The sequence below is a fragment of the Bradyrhizobium sp. USDA 3650 genome (assembly GCF_054057395.1).
In genome coordinates, this window is the sequence record NZ_JBSRZG010000001.1 from 7547980 (window position 1) to 7562882 (window position 14903).

Genomic DNA, 14903 nt, shown 5'->3' on the forward strand with positions numbered 1-14903 from the left:
CGGCCATTTGGCGAAGCACTTAATTGCTTGTTGGCCGCGCAGAGCTGCCGCAATTTCGCGCCTGCCGGTTGGATGAGGAGATATTCCGTGAGCCAGTGTGTCGCGCGCCTCAGGGCAAACTACGAAGGCGTTGCCAGGAGTTCGTCCCTGCTGCTGGAGGCGATCGGAACGGCGTATGACCGGATCGAGGCCGAGCGCGACCGCAATTGCTGGATCTATCTTCGCCCACGGCAGGAGGCACTCGAAGAATGCCATAAGCTGGTGGCGCGCGCGCGGACGGGCGAAAATCTTCCGCTGCTCGGCATTCCCTTTGGTGTGAAGGACAACATCGACGTTGCGGGCATGCCGACCACTGCCGCATATCCGGCCTTCAGCTACACGCCCTGGCATTCCGCGCATAGCGTCGAACGCCTCACCGCAGCCGGCGCAATTTGCCTCGGAAAGACCAATCTCGATCAGTTCGCCACAGGCCTGTCGGGCGTGCGCTCGCCCCATGGCCCCTGCGCGTCGGTTGCTGATGCGCGCTATGTTGCGGGCGGCTCCAGTTCCGGGTCCGCGGTCGCCGTGGCGGCCGGGCACGTCGCATTTGCGCTGGGCACCGATACCGGCGGCTCGGGGCGCATACCTGCCGGGTTCAATAACATTGTCGGAATCAAGCCGACCGTTGGGCTGGTATCATCACGTGGCTTGGTGCCGAATTGTCCGACGATCGATTGCGTGTCCGTATTCTGCAATACTGTCAGCGACGGCGAGGCAATCCTCGACATCATCGAAGGGTTTGATTTCGAAGATCCCTACAGCCGCCTACCCAGAACCTCTTTCACCGCCAACGGGGCGGCGCCATCATTCCGGTTCGGCCGCGTTCCGCCAGCAGATCTCGAATGCTTCGGCATGTCGGAATGCGGCGAACTCTACGAGAGCACCTGCGAACGTCTTGCTCATATCGGAGGAACGGCGATCGAGGTGGACTTCTCCCCATTCCGCCAGGCCGGGGAGTTGATGTTCAGCGGTCCCTGGGTCGCGGAGCGGCACTCTGCCATCGCTTCTCTCATCGACGTCGAATCCGGCTCCTTGCTTGATGTCACGAGAACCGTGCTGGGCTCAGCCGCCGGCTATTCGGCGATCGACACGTTTGGCGCCATTCACCGGCTGCACCGGCTTCGCCGCGACGCCGAAGCAATCTTTGCCGGCATCGATGCCCTGGTGGTTCCGACTGCACCGCGGCCGTTCACACTGGAGGAGATGCATCGTGATCCGATCACCCTCAACAATCGTCTGGGCTACTACTCGTACTTTGCCAATCTACTCGATCTCTGCGGCGTCGCCGTTCCGAATGCGAAATTGCCGAACGGCATGCCCATGGGCGTGACCCTGCTGGCGCCGGCCTGGCACGATCGCGCGCTGATCGGACTGGCGCGGCGGTTCGAGGCCGGCCCAGACGGATCGGCGTTCGAGTTGAAGTCTGGCGGCTAAAGGGCGGACATTATCCGATCGCCTGCCCGAGCGTAGAAATATCCAGGATCGAAATCACGGATCTTTCGTATCTGATCACGCCTTCGTCCTGGAGCCGCGCGAGTTGCACGGTCACCCATTGGCGGGTGGATCCGATGAGATTGGCGAGATCACCGTGGGTGAACGGCATGCCGACGACGACCTCGTTGTCGCGCTTCACGCCGTAGACGTGCGACAGGAAGATCAGCAGGCTGTGCAGCCGCTCGGTGACCGAGCGCGTCCCCAGCATCTGGGCCATCGCCGAATAGCATCGCGCCTTGAATGCGAGGGCATCCAGCAAGGCGACGGCAATCGTCGGCGATTCCAGCGCAAGCCGCCGCAGCGCCGGTCCGGGCATGAACGTCAACCGGCTGTGCTCGGCCGCAACCGATGTCCACATGTGCGGGCCCGTCCCGAATATGTCGGGCCCGCCGACGAAGTTGCCGGGAAACCAATAGGCGAGCGTGACTTCGCGCCCCGACGGTGCGGCATAGTAGCTGCGTATGCGCCCCTCGCTGATCAGGTAGATCCCGGCCTGTGCGTCGCCCTGAGACCAAACCAGTTGGCCGGCTTCCAGGATCTTTTCGCGTCCGATCGCACGCAAGCGATTGCAATCAGCCCGGTTGAGACCATCCAGCAAGCCGGGCAGCGGTCTGACGAGATCGTCAGACTCCGCGAGCATCACACCTGCCGCTATCGCGCTGTTCGCCCTGTGCATGGCCGGCTCCGCAGGTGAGACCCGGCATCGACTATTCAAGAACCATGCCAGCCCGCTGCGTCGCCTCAGACCCGCGGGCTCCGCGTCGTCAGTCCGCGTCCGACTGATTGAACGCCCGCAACCCTTCCGCGCGGATGACGTCGAGACAATCCTTCTTGAGCGACAGATAAGCTGGCTCGACCATGACAGAACTCGACCGTGGGCGCGGCAGCTTGACCGCGACTTCGCGCAGGATGCGGCCGGGTCCCGCGCTCATGATGAGAACGCGGTCGGCCAGCACGATGGCTTCATCGATGTCATGCGTCACGAATACGATTGTCGCCTTGATCCGGTCGCGCAGCGCCAGCAGATTGTCCTGCATCACCGCACGGGTCTGCGCGTCGAGCGCCCCGAAGGGCTCGTCCATCAGCAGCACACGGGGCTGATTGGCCAGCGCTCGTGCGATCGCCACGCGCTGTTGCATGCCGCCGGACAGCGTGTTCGGATAAGCGTCGGCGAAACGCTTGAGGCCAACCATCGCGATCAGATCGTCGGCGATGGCATACGCTTCCGTCCTGGACTTCCCGAGCATCCTGGGACCGTGGGCGATGTTGCTGCGGACCGACTTCCAGGGGAAGAGATGCGGCTGCTGGAACACCATGCCGACATCGGGACGCGGACTGTAGACGGGCGCGCCCTCGACCAGGATCTCGCCTTCGAACGGCACTTCCAGCCCGGCGATCGTATTGAGCACCGTCGATTTGCCGCAGCCGGAGGGCCCGGCGATGCAAACGAACTCGCCAGGCGCCACGTCAAAGGAAACGCGATCGACTGCGATCATCTGCCCGCGCTTGGTGTCGAAAACGATGCTCAGGTTCGAGACTTGAATGGCCGGTTGTTTCCGCGCCGATTCGACGGAGGCCGACGAACTTGCCAGAGCCAGTTTCATGCTCGATCGAGGTCCCGACATTAGCGCCACCAGACGATACGTTCGGCAAGAGCCGCAAACAGCCGGTCGGCTATGAACGACATCAACCCGAGCGCTGCGAGTCCACCCATGACCTGGCCCGTTTGCAAATTCTGCTGCGCAATCTCGATCCTGTAGACAATGCCGGCGAAAGCGCCGGCCAGTTCAGCCGCGACGAGCGTGTAGAAGGAGATGCTGACGGCGGTGCGCAACCCGACCACGATGTAGGGAAGCGCGCCCAGCAGTACGATCTCCTGCAGCATCTGCCGTTGGGGCGTGCCGAGCATCAACGCCGCCCGTATCAGGCCACGGTCGACCTTCTGCACGCCGATGTGAGTCGAAAGCCATACCGTGAAGAACACGCCCCATACGACGAGGAATAATTTTCCCGCCTCCGACAGGCCGAACCAGAGGATGACGATCGGCACGAACGCAATCGGCGGAATCGGCCGCAAGATATGGAATAGCGGGGACAGCAAGCTCGAGATAACGGGGAATTGGCCGGTGAGAACACCGAGCAGGATGCCGAGCGCGCCGCCTATGATGAATCCCGTGGTGACGCGAAAGAGGCTGGCCAACAGATCGCTAAAGAACTGTCCACTTCGTATCCACTCAAGCACGGCCGCAGCAACCACCGTCGGCGGTGGAAACAGCACCATGTTGACGGTCCCGGAACGGGAGATCAGTTCCCAGAGTCCAATGAACAAGGGGAGCGAAAGCGCCCCGACCAGAATATTGATGCGGCGAAGCCGAACTGAATTCGGCCGAGCGCGACCGCCAGTGCGGATGGCAATATCGCGTCCTGCTGACGTGGCTTCCTGCATGGCCGCGCGGGTGCCTATTTCCACGACAGGGTGACGCGTGCGGGATCGACCTTTTTCAGTGGCTCGGTGACAACGACCTTGCTGAAGTCGGGCATCGCCGCTCCCGGAGGATGGTTGCCGCTCTCGAGGCGCCATGCGGAATGGGTCTTCAGAATCTCGATCAGCCGGTCATCGAGACGCACCCGGTAAACATAGTCGGCCCAGATCGGGGCGAGTTCGTCCCGCTTCATTCCGACTGCGTCCGCCACTGTCGTAATTGCTTCATCCGGGTGTGCCTTCATCCAGATCTCGGCATCGATCAGTGCGGCGATGAATTTCTCGACCAGCACGGGGTTGGCGTCCAGATAGGACTTCATGACGACGATATTGAACGTCTCGGAGTAGGTGCCCTTTGTATCGACCTCAGTAACGGCTTCGCCCAGGGCCTTCTTCGCGTTGGCGACGTGGGGCTCCCAGGTGTCGAACGCGTCGATGCTTCCGGCTGCAAGTGCCGGCAGCATCTCCTGCGGCCGCAGATTGACGAGGGTGACATCCTTGGGCGTCAATCCCACCGACTTCAGCAAGGTCGCCGTGTAAACCTCGCTGCCGGTGCCGGCAGTGAAGGCTATTCGCTTGCCGCGAAGATCTTCCTTGGTCTTGATGCCGGCCTTGGCCGCGACCAGCGTCTTGAGATCGGAATATTCCATGCCGGCGACGAAGGCGATGGGCTGGTTTGCCATCGCCGAAGCGGTGACCGGCGCCTCGGCCGTCGTCGCGATGTCGGCGCCGCCCCCGATCACGGTGTCCAGGCACTGCTTGCCGGACGTGAAGTTCGAGACCGTGATGTCCAGTCCGTTCTTTTCGAAAATTCCCTTCGATTTGGCGACGATCGCAAGGCCGGAGATCGGCCCGAGGTTTTGCGCAAGCCGGGCCTTGAGCAATTCCGCGGCCGAGGCGCAGTTCGGACCGATGGCAAGACCGACGGCAAGGCAGCAAAGCATGGCACGGCCGGCAATTGCCGTGATTGGGCGGATGGTGGTCCGGTGCATGACGATCTCCCCTTCGCCGCGCCCTGCGCAGCCCCGATGTGATCGCGGATACCGCCCTGAACGGTCCCGCCACAGTCCCCCCGCGTCCTCCCCTGGACGATCACTTGCGGACCGGCCCATTTGGTATGCTCGCCCGGCACCATTGTTCCGGGAAGCAATTAATCGACATGGCAGTCGGGAAGCGGCTGGGAATCGTCGGCGATCCCGCCGACCAACTGATCGCAGGCGACATGAAATAACCAGGGCATCGTGCTTCTTGCACGGAGCCTTTTTCTTTTGGGGGTCTCGCATCGCGGCATCGGAATAAGCGGGGCTGCGTCGGGTTGAAATCTGGCGGCCAACGACAACACAAAGGGAGGACAGGATGATCCGCATTGAGAGAACCGTGACGATTTCAGGGCTCGCGCTCGCCGCGGCCTTGCTGGCAGCGCCATCGGCGCAGGCGCAGTCGGCCGACATGACGTTCTTCGTGACGTCCAACGGTCCTGGCAAGGGCGCCGATCTCGGCGGCCTGGAGGGGGCCGATGCGCAGTGCCAGAAGCTGGCCCAGGCCGGCGGCGCCGGCAGTAAGACCTGGCGCGCTTATCTTTCGACCCAGGCCGCCGACGGCAAGCCGGCCGTCAACGCGCGCGACCGCATCGGCAAGGGACCGTGGCAGAACGCCAAGGGCGCTGCAATCGCCAAGGACGTTGCCGACTTGCACGGCGCGGCCAACAACCTCACCAAGCAGACCGCGCTGAGCGAGAAGGGCGAGGTCATCAACGGCCGCGGCGACACGCCGAACCGGCACGACATCCTCACCGGTTCGCAAGCCGACGGCACCGCATTCCCTGCGGGTGACGACAAAACCTGCAAGAACTGGACGTCGAGCACGCAAGGCGCGGCGGTTGTCGGCCACGCCGACCGTCAAGGCCTGCGCGATGACGAGCCGTCGAAATCGTGGAACAGCTCGCATCCCTCGCGCGGTCCCGACGGCGGCTGCTCGCAGGCCGATCTGAAGAGCACCGGCGGCGACGGGCTGCTATATTGCTTCGCGTCGAATTGAGACGCGGAACTCGCTCCGCCGTCATGGCGTTCGTGGTTGCGTGCTACACTTGCCACCACGCAATCACGGACAGTTTCCATGAAATACGAGCTCTATTATTGGCCCGAGATCCAGGGCCGCGGTGAATATGTGCGGCTGGCGCTGGAGGAGGCGGGCGCGGCATACGTCGACGTGGCGCGTGGCCCACGCGGCACAGCTGCGATGATGAAGATGATGGACGCGCACAAGGGCACGCCGCCCTTTGCGCCGCCGTTCCTCAAAGCCGGCAAGCTCGTTGTCGGCCAGACCGCGAACATCCTGCTCTATCTCGGCGCCCGCCACGCCCTCGCCCCGAAGTCGGAAGCGGGTCAACTCTGGGTGCATCAGCTCCAGCTGACGATCACCGATTTCGTGGTCGAGATTCACGACACCCATCACCCGCTCGGGCCCTCGCTCTACTACGAAGATCAGAAACCGCCGGCAAAGAAGCGCACCGCCGACTTCTGGGGCGAGCGCGTGCCGAAATATCTCGGCTATTTCGAGCAGCTCCTTGAAGACAATGGCGGCGCCTATGCCACCGGCCGCAAGCTGACCTATGTCGATCTCTCGCTGTTCCAGCTCGTCGCGGGGTTGCGCTATGCGTTTCCGAAGCGGATGAAGGCGTTCGAGGCCGATATCCCGGGCCTCGTCGGCTTGCACGACCGCGTCGCGGCGCGGCCGAACATCAAGGCTTATCTCGAAAGCCGCCGCCGCATTGCCTTCAACGAGCAGGGCATCTTCCGCCGCTACCGCGAATTGGATGGTTAGCCGGTCCGGCGGGACGTGCACAGCAGAGTGACGCGCGCGCTCACCACACGCCAGGCAGCAGCCGATAGCGCACGCGCGTCACATAGTCGGCATAGCCCGGCAGGCCCTCGCGCAGCGTGCGCTCCTCGATGCGAATGCGGATGGCAAACAATAGGAGGAACAGCGGCACCATCATAAGTCCCCACCATGAGCCCAGAAGCAGCGGCACGCCGGCGAAGAACAGGATCATGCCGCTGTACATGGGATGGCGCACATGGGCATAAGGCCCCGTCGAGATCACGCGCTGCGCGCGCTCGGCTTGCAGCTTCACCACGGGCGCCGCGAACGAGTTCTCGCGGAAGACCCAGAGGATGAACAGCGTCGAGAGCAGGAACAGGAAGAGGCCGAGCATCTGCAGCGCCATCGGCATGTCGGAGGACAGCGTACGCCGGTCGAGCCCCATCGCCGCCAGCCAGACCAGCATCGCGACGACGAAGACGGTCATGAACACCTTGTCGGCAGCGGGCTGGTCCTTTTGCAGGACCGGCCGCAGGCGTTCGGCGAGCAGGGCCGGGTCGACCCGGTAAAGCCACCAGCCGCAGAGCGGGCCGAGCAGGGCGGAGGTCGCGAGGAACACCCAGGCCGACGGCCAATGCAGGGTGCTCGCGGACGCGAACAGCAGCGCGCCCATGGCGGCGGTGGTGATCGTGCTCTGCAACAGCAGTCTTGCGATCATGCGCAGGTCTCAGGGTAGCCGCGCACGTATTGGTCCTGCTATCCGGCGAAGATGCGGCCGGACACGCGAAAAGCCCGATCGACAGGATCGGGCATTTCATCTTCGACGCGGCTGATCAGGCGAGCTGATCGATCCGCGTACCCTGACCCGGCGGCAGCGGCGCAGGCGGCGGCGGCTTATAGGTCGGGTCGTTGTCCTTGGTCTTGATCTGATCGTCCTGCTGCTTGGTCGTGTCGTAGCTCGGCACCACGATCGCGATCGGCGGCGGCGAAACGGTGGAAACGCTCATCCAGAAATCCTCGCACATGGAAACATTGACACTGCGCCGCGAGGAGCGAAATTTCCTTCAAGCCAATCGTTAAAATGCGAGGGATTCGGTGCGGTGGGATGCGCTCTCGGACCTCTCCTCGTCATTGCGAGCGCAGCGAAGCAATCCAGTCTGTCTCCGCGGAGGGATTCTGGATTGCTTCGCTGCGCTCGCAATGACGGAGTCTGTAGTGGGCGGTGTGCTGTCAGACGCACACCGCGCGGGAGCCGCCTATTCGTCTTTGCCGCGCGTGATCGCGATGGACGCATCCGTCTTGGTGCGGGTGCATTCCATGTTGAGACGCCGATAACGCATGCTGATCTTGTCGCCGCGCAACAGCCCCATCCGCTTCAGGCAGCGTGTCGCGCCCGTCGTCGTATCGTCCTTGGTCACGGTGAAGACGATCGCCGCCATCGACCCCACCAGCGCAAAGAACTCCGGTTTCGGTTTGCGATCGCCCTTGGCATAGAGCTCGATCGAATATTTGTCGCCACGGCAAGCCACGGACAATTCCTTGGCCGCGGGGTGCGTCAGGTAGACGACATTCGCGGCGCGGAAATTCACCTTGAGGCGATCGACCTGGTTCGCCAGCTCCTTGGCGCTGTCATCGCAGCGGTCCGCGCGCGCGGGTGCGGCGAAGGTCACAAGGCCGGTGATGGCGGCGGCGACCAGGATCGCTCCGCGGACGTGCAAGTTCAATGTCATGATGAAAAGCCCCTTAGCGGGCGCATTCAACCGTCGTCGGGCGCGTAGCGCAAGGGGTGCATCCAGGGTCTTCACTGGCGTCATGAGGGCCTCGTGTCCGCCGACAGCCGCCGAAAATAGCTCGCCATGCGCCGAATCGGGATGCCCCGACCGCATCAGAGCGCCTTCCCTTTGCGACAAAAAAGCTTAGAACGCTTCTATGAAAGGGGCCCATGCGAGGGCTCCAAAACCCCGAGATTCCAGCCCATGAACGCTCCCACCGCCTTCCCCGACCCCGCAAAGCCCGTTCCGCCTTATAAGCACACGCCGCTGTTTCCGCTGGGCAAGGACGAGACGCCCTACAAGAAGATCACAGCCGAGGGCGTGCGGGTCGAGAAGGTGCTGGGGAAAGACATGCTGGTGGTGTCGCGCGAGGCGCTGCGGGACCTGTCGGAAGCCGCCTTTGGCGACATCAACCATTATCTGCGGCCGGGTCATCTGAAGCAGCTCCGCGCGATCCTGGAGGACGGCGAGGCGAGCCCGAACGACAAGTTCGTCGCGCTGGACTTTCTCAAGAACGCCAACATCGCCGCCGGCGGCGTGCTGCCGATGTGCCAGGACACCGGCACCGCGATCATCATGGGCAAAAAGGGCTGCAACGTCATCACCGACGGTGACGACGAGGCGGCACTGTCGGAAGGCGCGCGCGATGCTTACCTGCGCCGCAATCTGCGCTACTCGCAGGTCGCGCCCTTGTCGATGTACGAGGAGAAGAACACCGCCAACAACATGCCGGCGCAGTGCGAGATCTATGCCGAAGGTGATGACGCCTACAAGTTCATGTTCATGGCGAAGGGCGGCGGCAGCGCCAACAAGAGTTTTCTGTTCCAGGCGACGCCTTCGGTGCTGACCAAGGACCGGCTGCTCGCCTTCCTCAAGGAGAAAGTGTTGACGCTGGGCACCGCGGCGTGCCCGCCTTATCACCTCGCCATCGTGATCGGCGGTACCTCGGCCGAGCTCTGCATGAAGACGGTGAAGCTGGCGTCGGCTCGCTATCTCGACGCGCTGCCGACCCACGGCTCGCCCGACGGCAACGCGTTTCGCGATCTCGAGATGGAGCAGGAAATCCTGAAGATGACGCAGTCGCTCGGCGTCGGCGCGCAGTTCGGCGGAAAATATTTCTGCCACGACGTGCGCGTGATCCGCATGCCGCGTCACGGTGCCTCGCTCCCGATCGGGCTCGGCGTGTCATGCTCGGCCGACCGCCAGGTGCTCGGCAAGATCACCAAGGACGGCGTCTATCTCGAAGAGCTCGAGCACAACCCGGCGCAGTATCTGCCTGAGGTCGAGCAGTCGCTGGGCGGCGAGGTCGTCAAGATCGACCTCAACCAGCCGATGAAGGATATCCTTGCCACGTTCTCGAAGTACCCGACCAAGACGCGGGTCTCGATGAGCGGCACTATGATCGTTGCGCGGGATTCCGCGCATGCCAAGCTGCGCGAGCGGCTCGACAAGGGCGAGCCGCTGCCGGACTATTTCAAGAACCATCCGGTCTATTATGCCGGCCCCGCCAAGACGCCGGAGGGCTATGCCTCCGGTGCGTTCGGCCCGACCACCGCTGGCCGCATGGATTCCTTTGTCGATCAGTTCCAGGCCGCCGGCGGCTCGATGGTGATGGTCGCCAAGGGCAACCGGGCGCCGGCCGTGCGTGAGGCCTGCAAGAAATATGGCGGCTTCTATCTCGGCTCGATCGGCGGCGCCGCGGCGAATCTCGCCGAGCACTGCATCAAGAAGGTCGAGGTGCTCGAATATCCCGAGCTCGGCATGGAAGCGATTTGGCGCATCGAGGTCGTCGACTTCCCGGCGTTCATCATCATCGACGACAAGGGCAACGACTTCTTCAAGGAGTTGAACCTGGGTTGAGGCCGCGTTCCCCGGACGCTGCGCAGCATGAAATGCGCTGCTGATCTGGGGTCCACGTGGCGGCATGGGTCTCCGGCTCTGCGACGCACCGCTTCGCGCTGCATCGCGTCCGGGACACAAGACTCACTCAGCTACAATTCGTGACCTGGTTGGAGCACAGTCCGCGCCACCAGCCGCGAACGCCGTCCTGGCTCTCGACAAGGCCCCAGAGGCCGCTGCAAGCAAAGATGTGCTTCGGCCCACCGTCGGTGTCGATCGGACCGCCGAGCTCGCGCTGGGCCGGCATCCATCTCGCATCGACGAAGGGCGCCTGGAACAGGCCGCCCATGCGTGTCGCGCCATTGGCGTAGGACGCGCCGACCTTGTTGGAGGCGACCCAGCCGCGTCCGGCATAGGGCTTTGGCGCGCTGCGCGGATATTTCTTGTCGTCCTCGTAGTCCTTGCCCGGCGGCTTGGCGCCTTCGATCAGAAACCAGCCGCTCTTGAAGCCGATGATGCGGAATTCGGTGAGCCAGCCGCCATCGGGCGTGTTCTCGCTGCCGCCGAGCTTGAGCCGGTAGGGCGGCGGAAGCGTTCCGAGCACACGCGCCTTGATCGATGGCTCGGCACGCACGTTGAGGCCATCGGGATCCTTGTCGACGGACCAGGCGCCGAAATCGCAGGGCTCGGTGCCGTCGGGAAGCGTTGAGCGCTTGGCGGCGAGATCGGCGTGCAGCTTTGCGAAATCAGTGTCGTCGTTGTCAGGATCCGGCCCGCTACGTGGCTTCAATTCGGCCGAGACTGCGCGCGCTGCATCCGGCGTCAGCGCGACCACGAGAGCCTGGCGCGCGACGAACACGCTTGCAGGTGACTTCGGATCGTTCGAGGAGGCCGGATAGACGGCGATGTAGCCCGTCGAACCTTCGGTTCGATAGGCCGTGCCGGCGACATAGCCTGCCGGTAGCATGGCGAGCGCGCTTGCGCGCCACGCCGGTTCGGCATCGTCCGCGCGCGCCGCTTGGGTCGCGACACACAGGATCGTCGCCGCGATGAGAGCGAGCGCGCGCACGGTTGCCGCGCGGCTTAGGCGCGCGTGCCGGTGAACGGGAAGCTGCCCATCGGGCCGATGCCCATCTCCCCGCTCATGCTGTCGCCGGAGACGGTTCCGATGAATTCGAGCGTCAACGGCATCGGATTGGTGATCGAGACCTTCCAGTTGACCGCATCGCCGCTGACGGTGCCGTCGAAGATCTCGGTGGTTTGACCTTCGGCGCCCTGCGTGCCCGTCAGCGTTCCGCCGGAGCTCAGGAGCGTAAGCGTTGCCTGACGCTCGCCCATCGGCGTCGTCATGGTCAGATTCCAGTTGCCGTCTACCGCCATTCCCGTCTCCCGAACAGATCCAGGCAGGCCGCGACGATCCGCAGCCAGTCCTGGGGCGAGCGTATAGCGCAACTCATGGCGGCTGACCAACGTCGCGTGAGCGGCAATCAGGCGCGGGCGGCGGCGCGCCGGCGGCTGGTGACGATGAGCCGCAGAACGACATATTGCACGGCGAAGGCGAGGATCTTGGCACCGCCCGCGACGACGGAGATATAGAACGCCCACAGCTTCAGATCGCCGGTCGAGGCGACTGCGATCGTGCCCGCCCCGATCACGAACATCAACACGGCCCAGGCATAACCCGCGGCAGTTACATATTCAGGAACGGTCTCGGTGACGATCGGCGGCATATAGCGCAGCATCCAGCCGCGCTTGAGCATGATGACGCCGATCGCGAAATGCGCGATCGCCGGCTTTGCCAGCATGAAGCGGGGATCATGTGTGAGCAGCGTGACCGCGCCGAGCACGATGACGAGTCCCAGACTCGCATAGGTCATGAAGCTCAGCTGCTGCCCCTTGACCCGCGCGTAGATCACTTGTGCGATCGCGCCGGCGATCGCCAACGACGTTGCCAGCACGACGTTGTCGGTGATGAGATAGATGACCAGGAAGACGATGGCGGAGAGGAAGTCGGAGGCGAGGCGGGCGAATACGTCCTTCATCGTCGATCCTGTTCAGCGAGCGTTGGACAGTGCGTCGGGCGGTGTACCGTACTTGATCTGGCGATATTCGGGATACCATTTTGTGAAATAGATCGCGCTGTTGCGGGCGGCGAAGGCGACCGCAAGGCTCGACCAGAGCGGCAGGCCGGGGACATAGAGCAGCAGGAGATTGGCGGCCGCCATCAGCAGTGCAGCCGCGGTCCATGCGCCGGTGATGACGTAGTTGGCATAGTGGAAGCCGGGCATTGCCGCGATCTCGGCCGGCACGGATTCGAGCGCGTATTGCAGCGTGAAGGGACGGCGGACCAGCATCGAGCCGAGCGAGATGACGAAGATGCCGATGTCGACCGACAGCTTGACACCGAGTGTGCCGAGCGCTGGGTCGAACAGCGCGAGGTGGAGGCCGATTGCGGCGAACAGCAACGCCGAGCCCATAGCCAGGATCTTCACCGAGCGGCCGCGCATGACATCGATCGCGACGGTCGCGAGACAGATTGCCGAGGCTACGAAGACGCTGATCGTGGCCGAGGTTATCAGCATCAGGAAAGTGAAGGCGCCGTAGGGCGCGAGGATCAGGAAAATCGCCATGGTTCGCCTCGATCAGGTCATATCTTTACGATGTAAAGATCAATAGGTCAGGAGCGAGCCGGGGTCAAGCAAAATCTTTACAGTGTCAAAATGACGTAAGCGACTTCCAAAACTTGAATTGCTGCAACGGCTTGGTCTGCCATTTCGTCGATGAAGCCGGCCCAGGGCAGGTGCGACAGCACAGGTAACGCACAGGCGGTCGAGAGGACGAAGGCGAGCAGGATACCGCCGTTGAAGACGGTTAGGCCGCTCCGCCGCGGCCGAATCATCTGGAGCGTGATCCCGGCGCAGATCAGGAACAAGATCAGGACGGCGAGGCGGTCCGCGGCGATCGAGGGCATATGCATGAGAGACCTTTTGGTGACATCAGCGATGTCGAGAGGAGCTAGCGCGCGCCGACCCAATTGCCGTGAAAACCGTCGGGCACGCGATGGCCGAGCTGCACCAGCGCGACGGGGCCGGCCTCGACATCTCCGGCGTTGAACACGGCGAGGTCGCTGCGGTTCTCCCGCGCGCGCCAGACCACCGCCAGCAGCCAGCCATCGCCTTCCGCCGCATCTTTCGACCGCTCGACGAAGACCGGTTCGGAAATGGTGTCGCCGGCCGGCAGCAGATACTGGCCGAGGCGCTTTCCATTGCCGTCGACATGGACGACGCCGGAGAGCGCGCCGAACATCGGCAGCTTCGGATTGGCGCAGGCGTACCAGCCGTGACGGCTCCTCAATCCGGCGCGGCGGTCGTCGATGCGCGGGAATTCGCCGGTGAGATCATCGAGATAGGTCTGCTGGAAGCGGTCTGTATTTCCCGAGAGATCGAAGGTCCAGCGGCAATGACGCGCAAACGATTTCTCGGGATTGGTGGGCGTGCCGTCGGGATGCGTAAATAGTGGTGCTTCCTCGAATTGCATGACGTCGGCGATGATCTGATTGCCGTCCTCCCACGCATTCATGACGTGGAAGACATAGCAGGCTTCAGCGCGAAACCAGACGATGTCCTTCGCGCTGCCCTTGCGCTTGATCACGCCGACATAGGCGCCCTTGTCCGGCTCCCAGGCGTAGGGAGGCCGTCCGGTCATCGCCCGCTCCATGCTGCCGGTGAGGGGCAGGATCGGAAACAGCACGTGGTTCTCGGTGACGATGAAGTCGTGCACCATGCTGGCATAGGGCGCCTCGAAGCGTTCGAAGCGCGTCGCCTTGCCGGACGCATCGATCGAGCCGTAGGAGAGGGTGGGCGTCAGCGGTCCCGCGGCGTTGTAGCCGAAGAACACCAGCTCGCCCGTGACGGGATCGATCTTGGGATGCGCCGTGAAGCTGCCGGCGACGCGGCCGTGATAATTGTGATAGCCGCGCGTTGCGAGCGTGCCCGGTTCGATCTCGGTCGGGAGATGCGCTTCCTCCAGCGCAAGCAGCTTACCGGCATGGAAGATGATGTTGGTATTCGCAACGCCGCCATCAGTCAGGTTCGCCGGCGCATCCGGCAGCTTGCGGCCGAAGCCGCCGAACTGCGCGCGGCCGGCATCGTGCTCGGCCAGCCATTTCGGCGTACGAATCCAGCGGTTGCGATAGCTGGCGCGCCCGTTCTCGAGGTGAAAGGCGTGCAGCATGCCGTCGCCGACGAACCAGTGCGCGCCGGGCGACTCGAATTGCGGATTGGGGCCGTTGCGATAGAGCGTGCCGTTCAGGTCGCGCGGCAATTCACCGATGATTTTCAGGAAGGGCGCGTCGGCCTCGAACGGGATCGGGCCGAGGTTGTGGCGGCGTTCGGCAACGGCGTCCTGCTGCACGGGGCATCTCTCCTAATCTTTACATCGTAAAGATTAAATAGCCG

Annotated in this window: 17 protein-coding genes; 4 read left to right on the forward strand and 13 right to left on the reverse strand. The window is 63.4% G+C overall.

Translation table 11 applies throughout. From position 1 onward, the window contains the following. Positions 1-30: 30 nt before the first annotated feature. Positions 31-1473: an allophanate hydrolase gene (atzF, locus tag ACVIN2_RS35455; RefSeq protein WP_456769159.1), complete on the forward strand. Its 1443-nt coding sequence runs from the start codon at positions 31-33 to the stop codon at positions 1471-1473. A 10-nt stretch (positions 1474-1483) separates the two neighbouring features. On the opposite strand, the gene ACVIN2_RS35460 is transcribed toward atzF, so the two are convergent. The 4 genes from ACVIN2_RS35460 to ACVIN2_RS35475 all read right to left on the reverse strand — a co-directional run bounded on the left by ACVIN2_RS35460 (position 1484) and on the right by ACVIN2_RS35475 (position 5007). After that, complete coding sequence (locus tag ACVIN2_RS35460; protein WP_456769160.1) at positions 1484-2209, reverse strand: Crp/Fnr family transcriptional regulator; 726 nt, start codon at positions 2207-2209, stop codon at positions 1484-1486. 88 nt (positions 2210-2297) lie between these two features. Next, on the reverse strand, positions 2298-3137 hold the full coding sequence (locus tag ACVIN2_RS35465) for an ABC transporter ATP-binding protein (protein ID WP_456769161.1): 840 nt from the start codon (positions 3135-3137) through the stop codon (positions 2298-2300). A gap of 20 nt (positions 3138-3157) precedes the next feature. Next, entirely contained in the window at positions 3158-3979 is an 822-nt protein-coding gene (locus ACVIN2_RS35470; protein ID WP_456769162.1) for an ABC transporter permease, read from the reverse strand. Positions 3980-3993: 14 nt separating this feature from the next. Then, complete coding sequence (locus tag ACVIN2_RS35475) at positions 3994-5007, reverse strand: NrtA/SsuA/CpmA family ABC transporter substrate-binding protein (RefSeq protein WP_456769163.1); 1014 nt, start codon at positions 5005-5007, stop codon at positions 3994-3996. A gap of 364 nt (positions 5008-5371) precedes the next feature. On the opposite strand from ACVIN2_RS35475, the gene ACVIN2_RS35480 reads away from it, so the two are divergent. Then, on the forward strand, positions 5372-6052 hold the full coding sequence (locus ACVIN2_RS35480) for a lectin (RefSeq protein WP_456769164.1): 681 nt from the start codon (positions 5372-5374) through the stop codon (positions 6050-6052). A 78-nt stretch (positions 6053-6130) separates the two neighbouring features. Further along, a complete protein-coding gene (locus tag ACVIN2_RS35485) occupies positions 6131-6838 on the forward strand; it encodes a glutathione S-transferase (protein ID WP_456769165.1) in 708 nt (235 codons plus the stop codon). Positions 6839-6878: 40 nt separating this feature from the next. On the opposite strand, the gene ACVIN2_RS35490 is transcribed toward ACVIN2_RS35485, so the two are convergent. From ACVIN2_RS35490 to ACVIN2_RS35500, 3 genes are all read right to left on the reverse strand, one after another. Further along, positions 6879-7553, reverse strand: a complete 675-nt coding sequence (locus tag ACVIN2_RS35490) for a methyltransferase family protein (protein WP_456769166.1) — start codon at positions 7551-7553, stop codon at positions 6879-6881. Between the two features lie 115 nt (positions 7554-7668). After that, entirely contained in the window at positions 7669-7842 is a 174-nt protein-coding gene (locus ACVIN2_RS35495; protein ID WP_007612258.1) for a hypothetical protein, read from the reverse strand. A 249-nt stretch (positions 7843-8091) separates the two neighbouring features. Then, the gene (locus ACVIN2_RS35500) at positions 8092-8565 is read right to left on the reverse strand and encodes a hypothetical protein (protein WP_456769167.1); all 474 of its coding nucleotides are present in this window, start codon (positions 8563-8565) and stop codon (positions 8092-8094) included. Between the two features lie 246 nt (positions 8566-8811). Between ACVIN2_RS35500 and ACVIN2_RS35505 the strand changes: the two genes are divergently transcribed. Beyond that, a complete protein-coding gene (locus ACVIN2_RS35505) occupies positions 8812-10467 on the forward strand; it encodes a fumarate hydratase (RefSeq protein WP_456769168.1) in 1656 nt (551 codons plus the stop codon). A gap of 127 nt (positions 10468-10594) precedes the next feature. Here ACVIN2_RS35505 and ACVIN2_RS35510 read toward each other — a convergent pair whose 3' ends face one another. The 6 genes from ACVIN2_RS35510 to ACVIN2_RS35535 all read right to left on the reverse strand — a co-directional run bounded on the left by ACVIN2_RS35510 (position 10595) and on the right by ACVIN2_RS35535 (position 14859). Beyond that, positions 10595-11515 (reverse strand): SH3 domain-containing protein, encoded by a 921-nt coding sequence (locus ACVIN2_RS35510; protein ID WP_456769169.1) that lies wholly within the window; start codon positions 11513-11515, stop codon positions 10595-10597. Positions 11516-11529: 14 nt separating this feature from the next. Next, positions 11530-11826 (reverse strand): hypothetical protein, encoded by a 297-nt coding sequence (locus tag ACVIN2_RS35515; RefSeq protein ID WP_007612254.1) that lies wholly within the window; start codon positions 11824-11826, stop codon positions 11530-11532. Positions 11827-11933: 107 nt separating this feature from the next. Beyond that, positions 11934-12488, reverse strand: a complete 555-nt coding sequence (locus ACVIN2_RS35520; RefSeq protein WP_456769170.1) for an inner membrane-spanning protein YciB — start codon at positions 12486-12488, stop codon at positions 11934-11936. Positions 12489-12500: 12 nt separating this feature from the next. After that, positions 12501-13076: a hypothetical protein gene (locus ACVIN2_RS35525; RefSeq protein ID WP_456769171.1), complete on the reverse strand. Its 576-nt coding sequence runs from the start codon at positions 13074-13076 to the stop codon at positions 12501-12503. Positions 13077-13153: 77 nt separating this feature from the next. Next, a complete protein-coding gene (locus tag ACVIN2_RS35530) occupies positions 13154-13423 on the reverse strand; it encodes a hypothetical protein (protein ID WP_456769172.1) in 270 nt (89 codons plus the stop codon). Positions 13424-13461: 38 nt separating this feature from the next. After that, complete coding sequence (locus ACVIN2_RS35535) at positions 13462-14859, reverse strand: carotenoid oxygenase family protein (RefSeq protein WP_456769173.1); 1398 nt, start codon at positions 14857-14859, stop codon at positions 13462-13464. Between the last annotated feature and the right edge of the window lie 44 nt (positions 14860-14903).

Coding starts and splice junctions, on each gene's coding strand:
- ACVIN2_RS35525 (WP_456769171.1), bottom strand. CDS start 13,076: ATGGCGATTTTCCTGATCCTCGCGCCCTACGGCGCCTTCACTTTCCTG.
- ACVIN2_RS35495 (WP_007612258.1), bottom strand. CDS start 7,842: ATGAGCGTTTCCACCGTTTCGCCGCCGCCGATCGCGATCGTGGTGCCG.
- ACVIN2_RS35485 (WP_456769165.1), top strand. CDS start 6,131: ATGAAATACGAGCTCTATTATTGGCCCGAGATCCAGGGCCGCGGTGAA.
- ACVIN2_RS35500 (WP_456769167.1), bottom strand. CDS start 8,565: ATGACATTGAACTTGCACGTCCGCGGAGCGATCCTGGTCGCCGCCGCC.
- ACVIN2_RS35515 (WP_007612254.1), bottom strand. CDS start 11,826: ATGGCGGTAGACGGCAACTGGAATCTGACCATGACGACGCCGATGGGC.
- ACVIN2_RS35490 (WP_456769166.1), bottom strand. CDS start 7,553: ATGATCGCAAGACTGCTGTTGCAGAGCACGATCACCACCGCCGCCATG.
- ACVIN2_RS35470 (WP_456769162.1), bottom strand. CDS start 3,979: ATGCAGGAAGCCACGTCAGCAGGACGCGATATTGCCATCCGCACTGGC.
- ACVIN2_RS35475 (WP_456769163.1), bottom strand. CDS start 5,007: ATGCACCGGACCACCATCCGCCCAATCACGGCAATTGCCGGCCGTGCC.
- ACVIN2_RS35520 (WP_456769170.1), bottom strand. CDS start 12,488: ATGAAGGACGTATTCGCCCGCCTCGCCTCCGACTTCCTCTCCGCCATC.
- ACVIN2_RS35530 (WP_456769172.1), bottom strand. CDS start 13,423: ATGCATATGCCCTCGATCGCCGCGGACCGCCTCGCCGTCCTGATCTTG.
- ACVIN2_RS35465 (WP_456769161.1), bottom strand. CDS start 3,137: ATGAAACTGGCTCTGGCAAGTTCGTCGGCCTCCGTCGAATCGGCGCGG.
- ACVIN2_RS35505 (WP_456769168.1), top strand. CDS start 8,812: ATGAACGCTCCCACCGCCTTCCCCGACCCCGCAAAGCCCGTTCCGCCT.
- ACVIN2_RS35480 (WP_456769164.1), top strand. CDS start 5,372: ATGATCCGCATTGAGAGAACCGTGACGATTTCAGGGCTCGCGCTCGCC.
- ACVIN2_RS35460 (WP_456769160.1), bottom strand. CDS start 2,209: ATGCACAGGGCGAACAGCGCGATAGCGGCAGGTGTGATGCTCGCGGAG.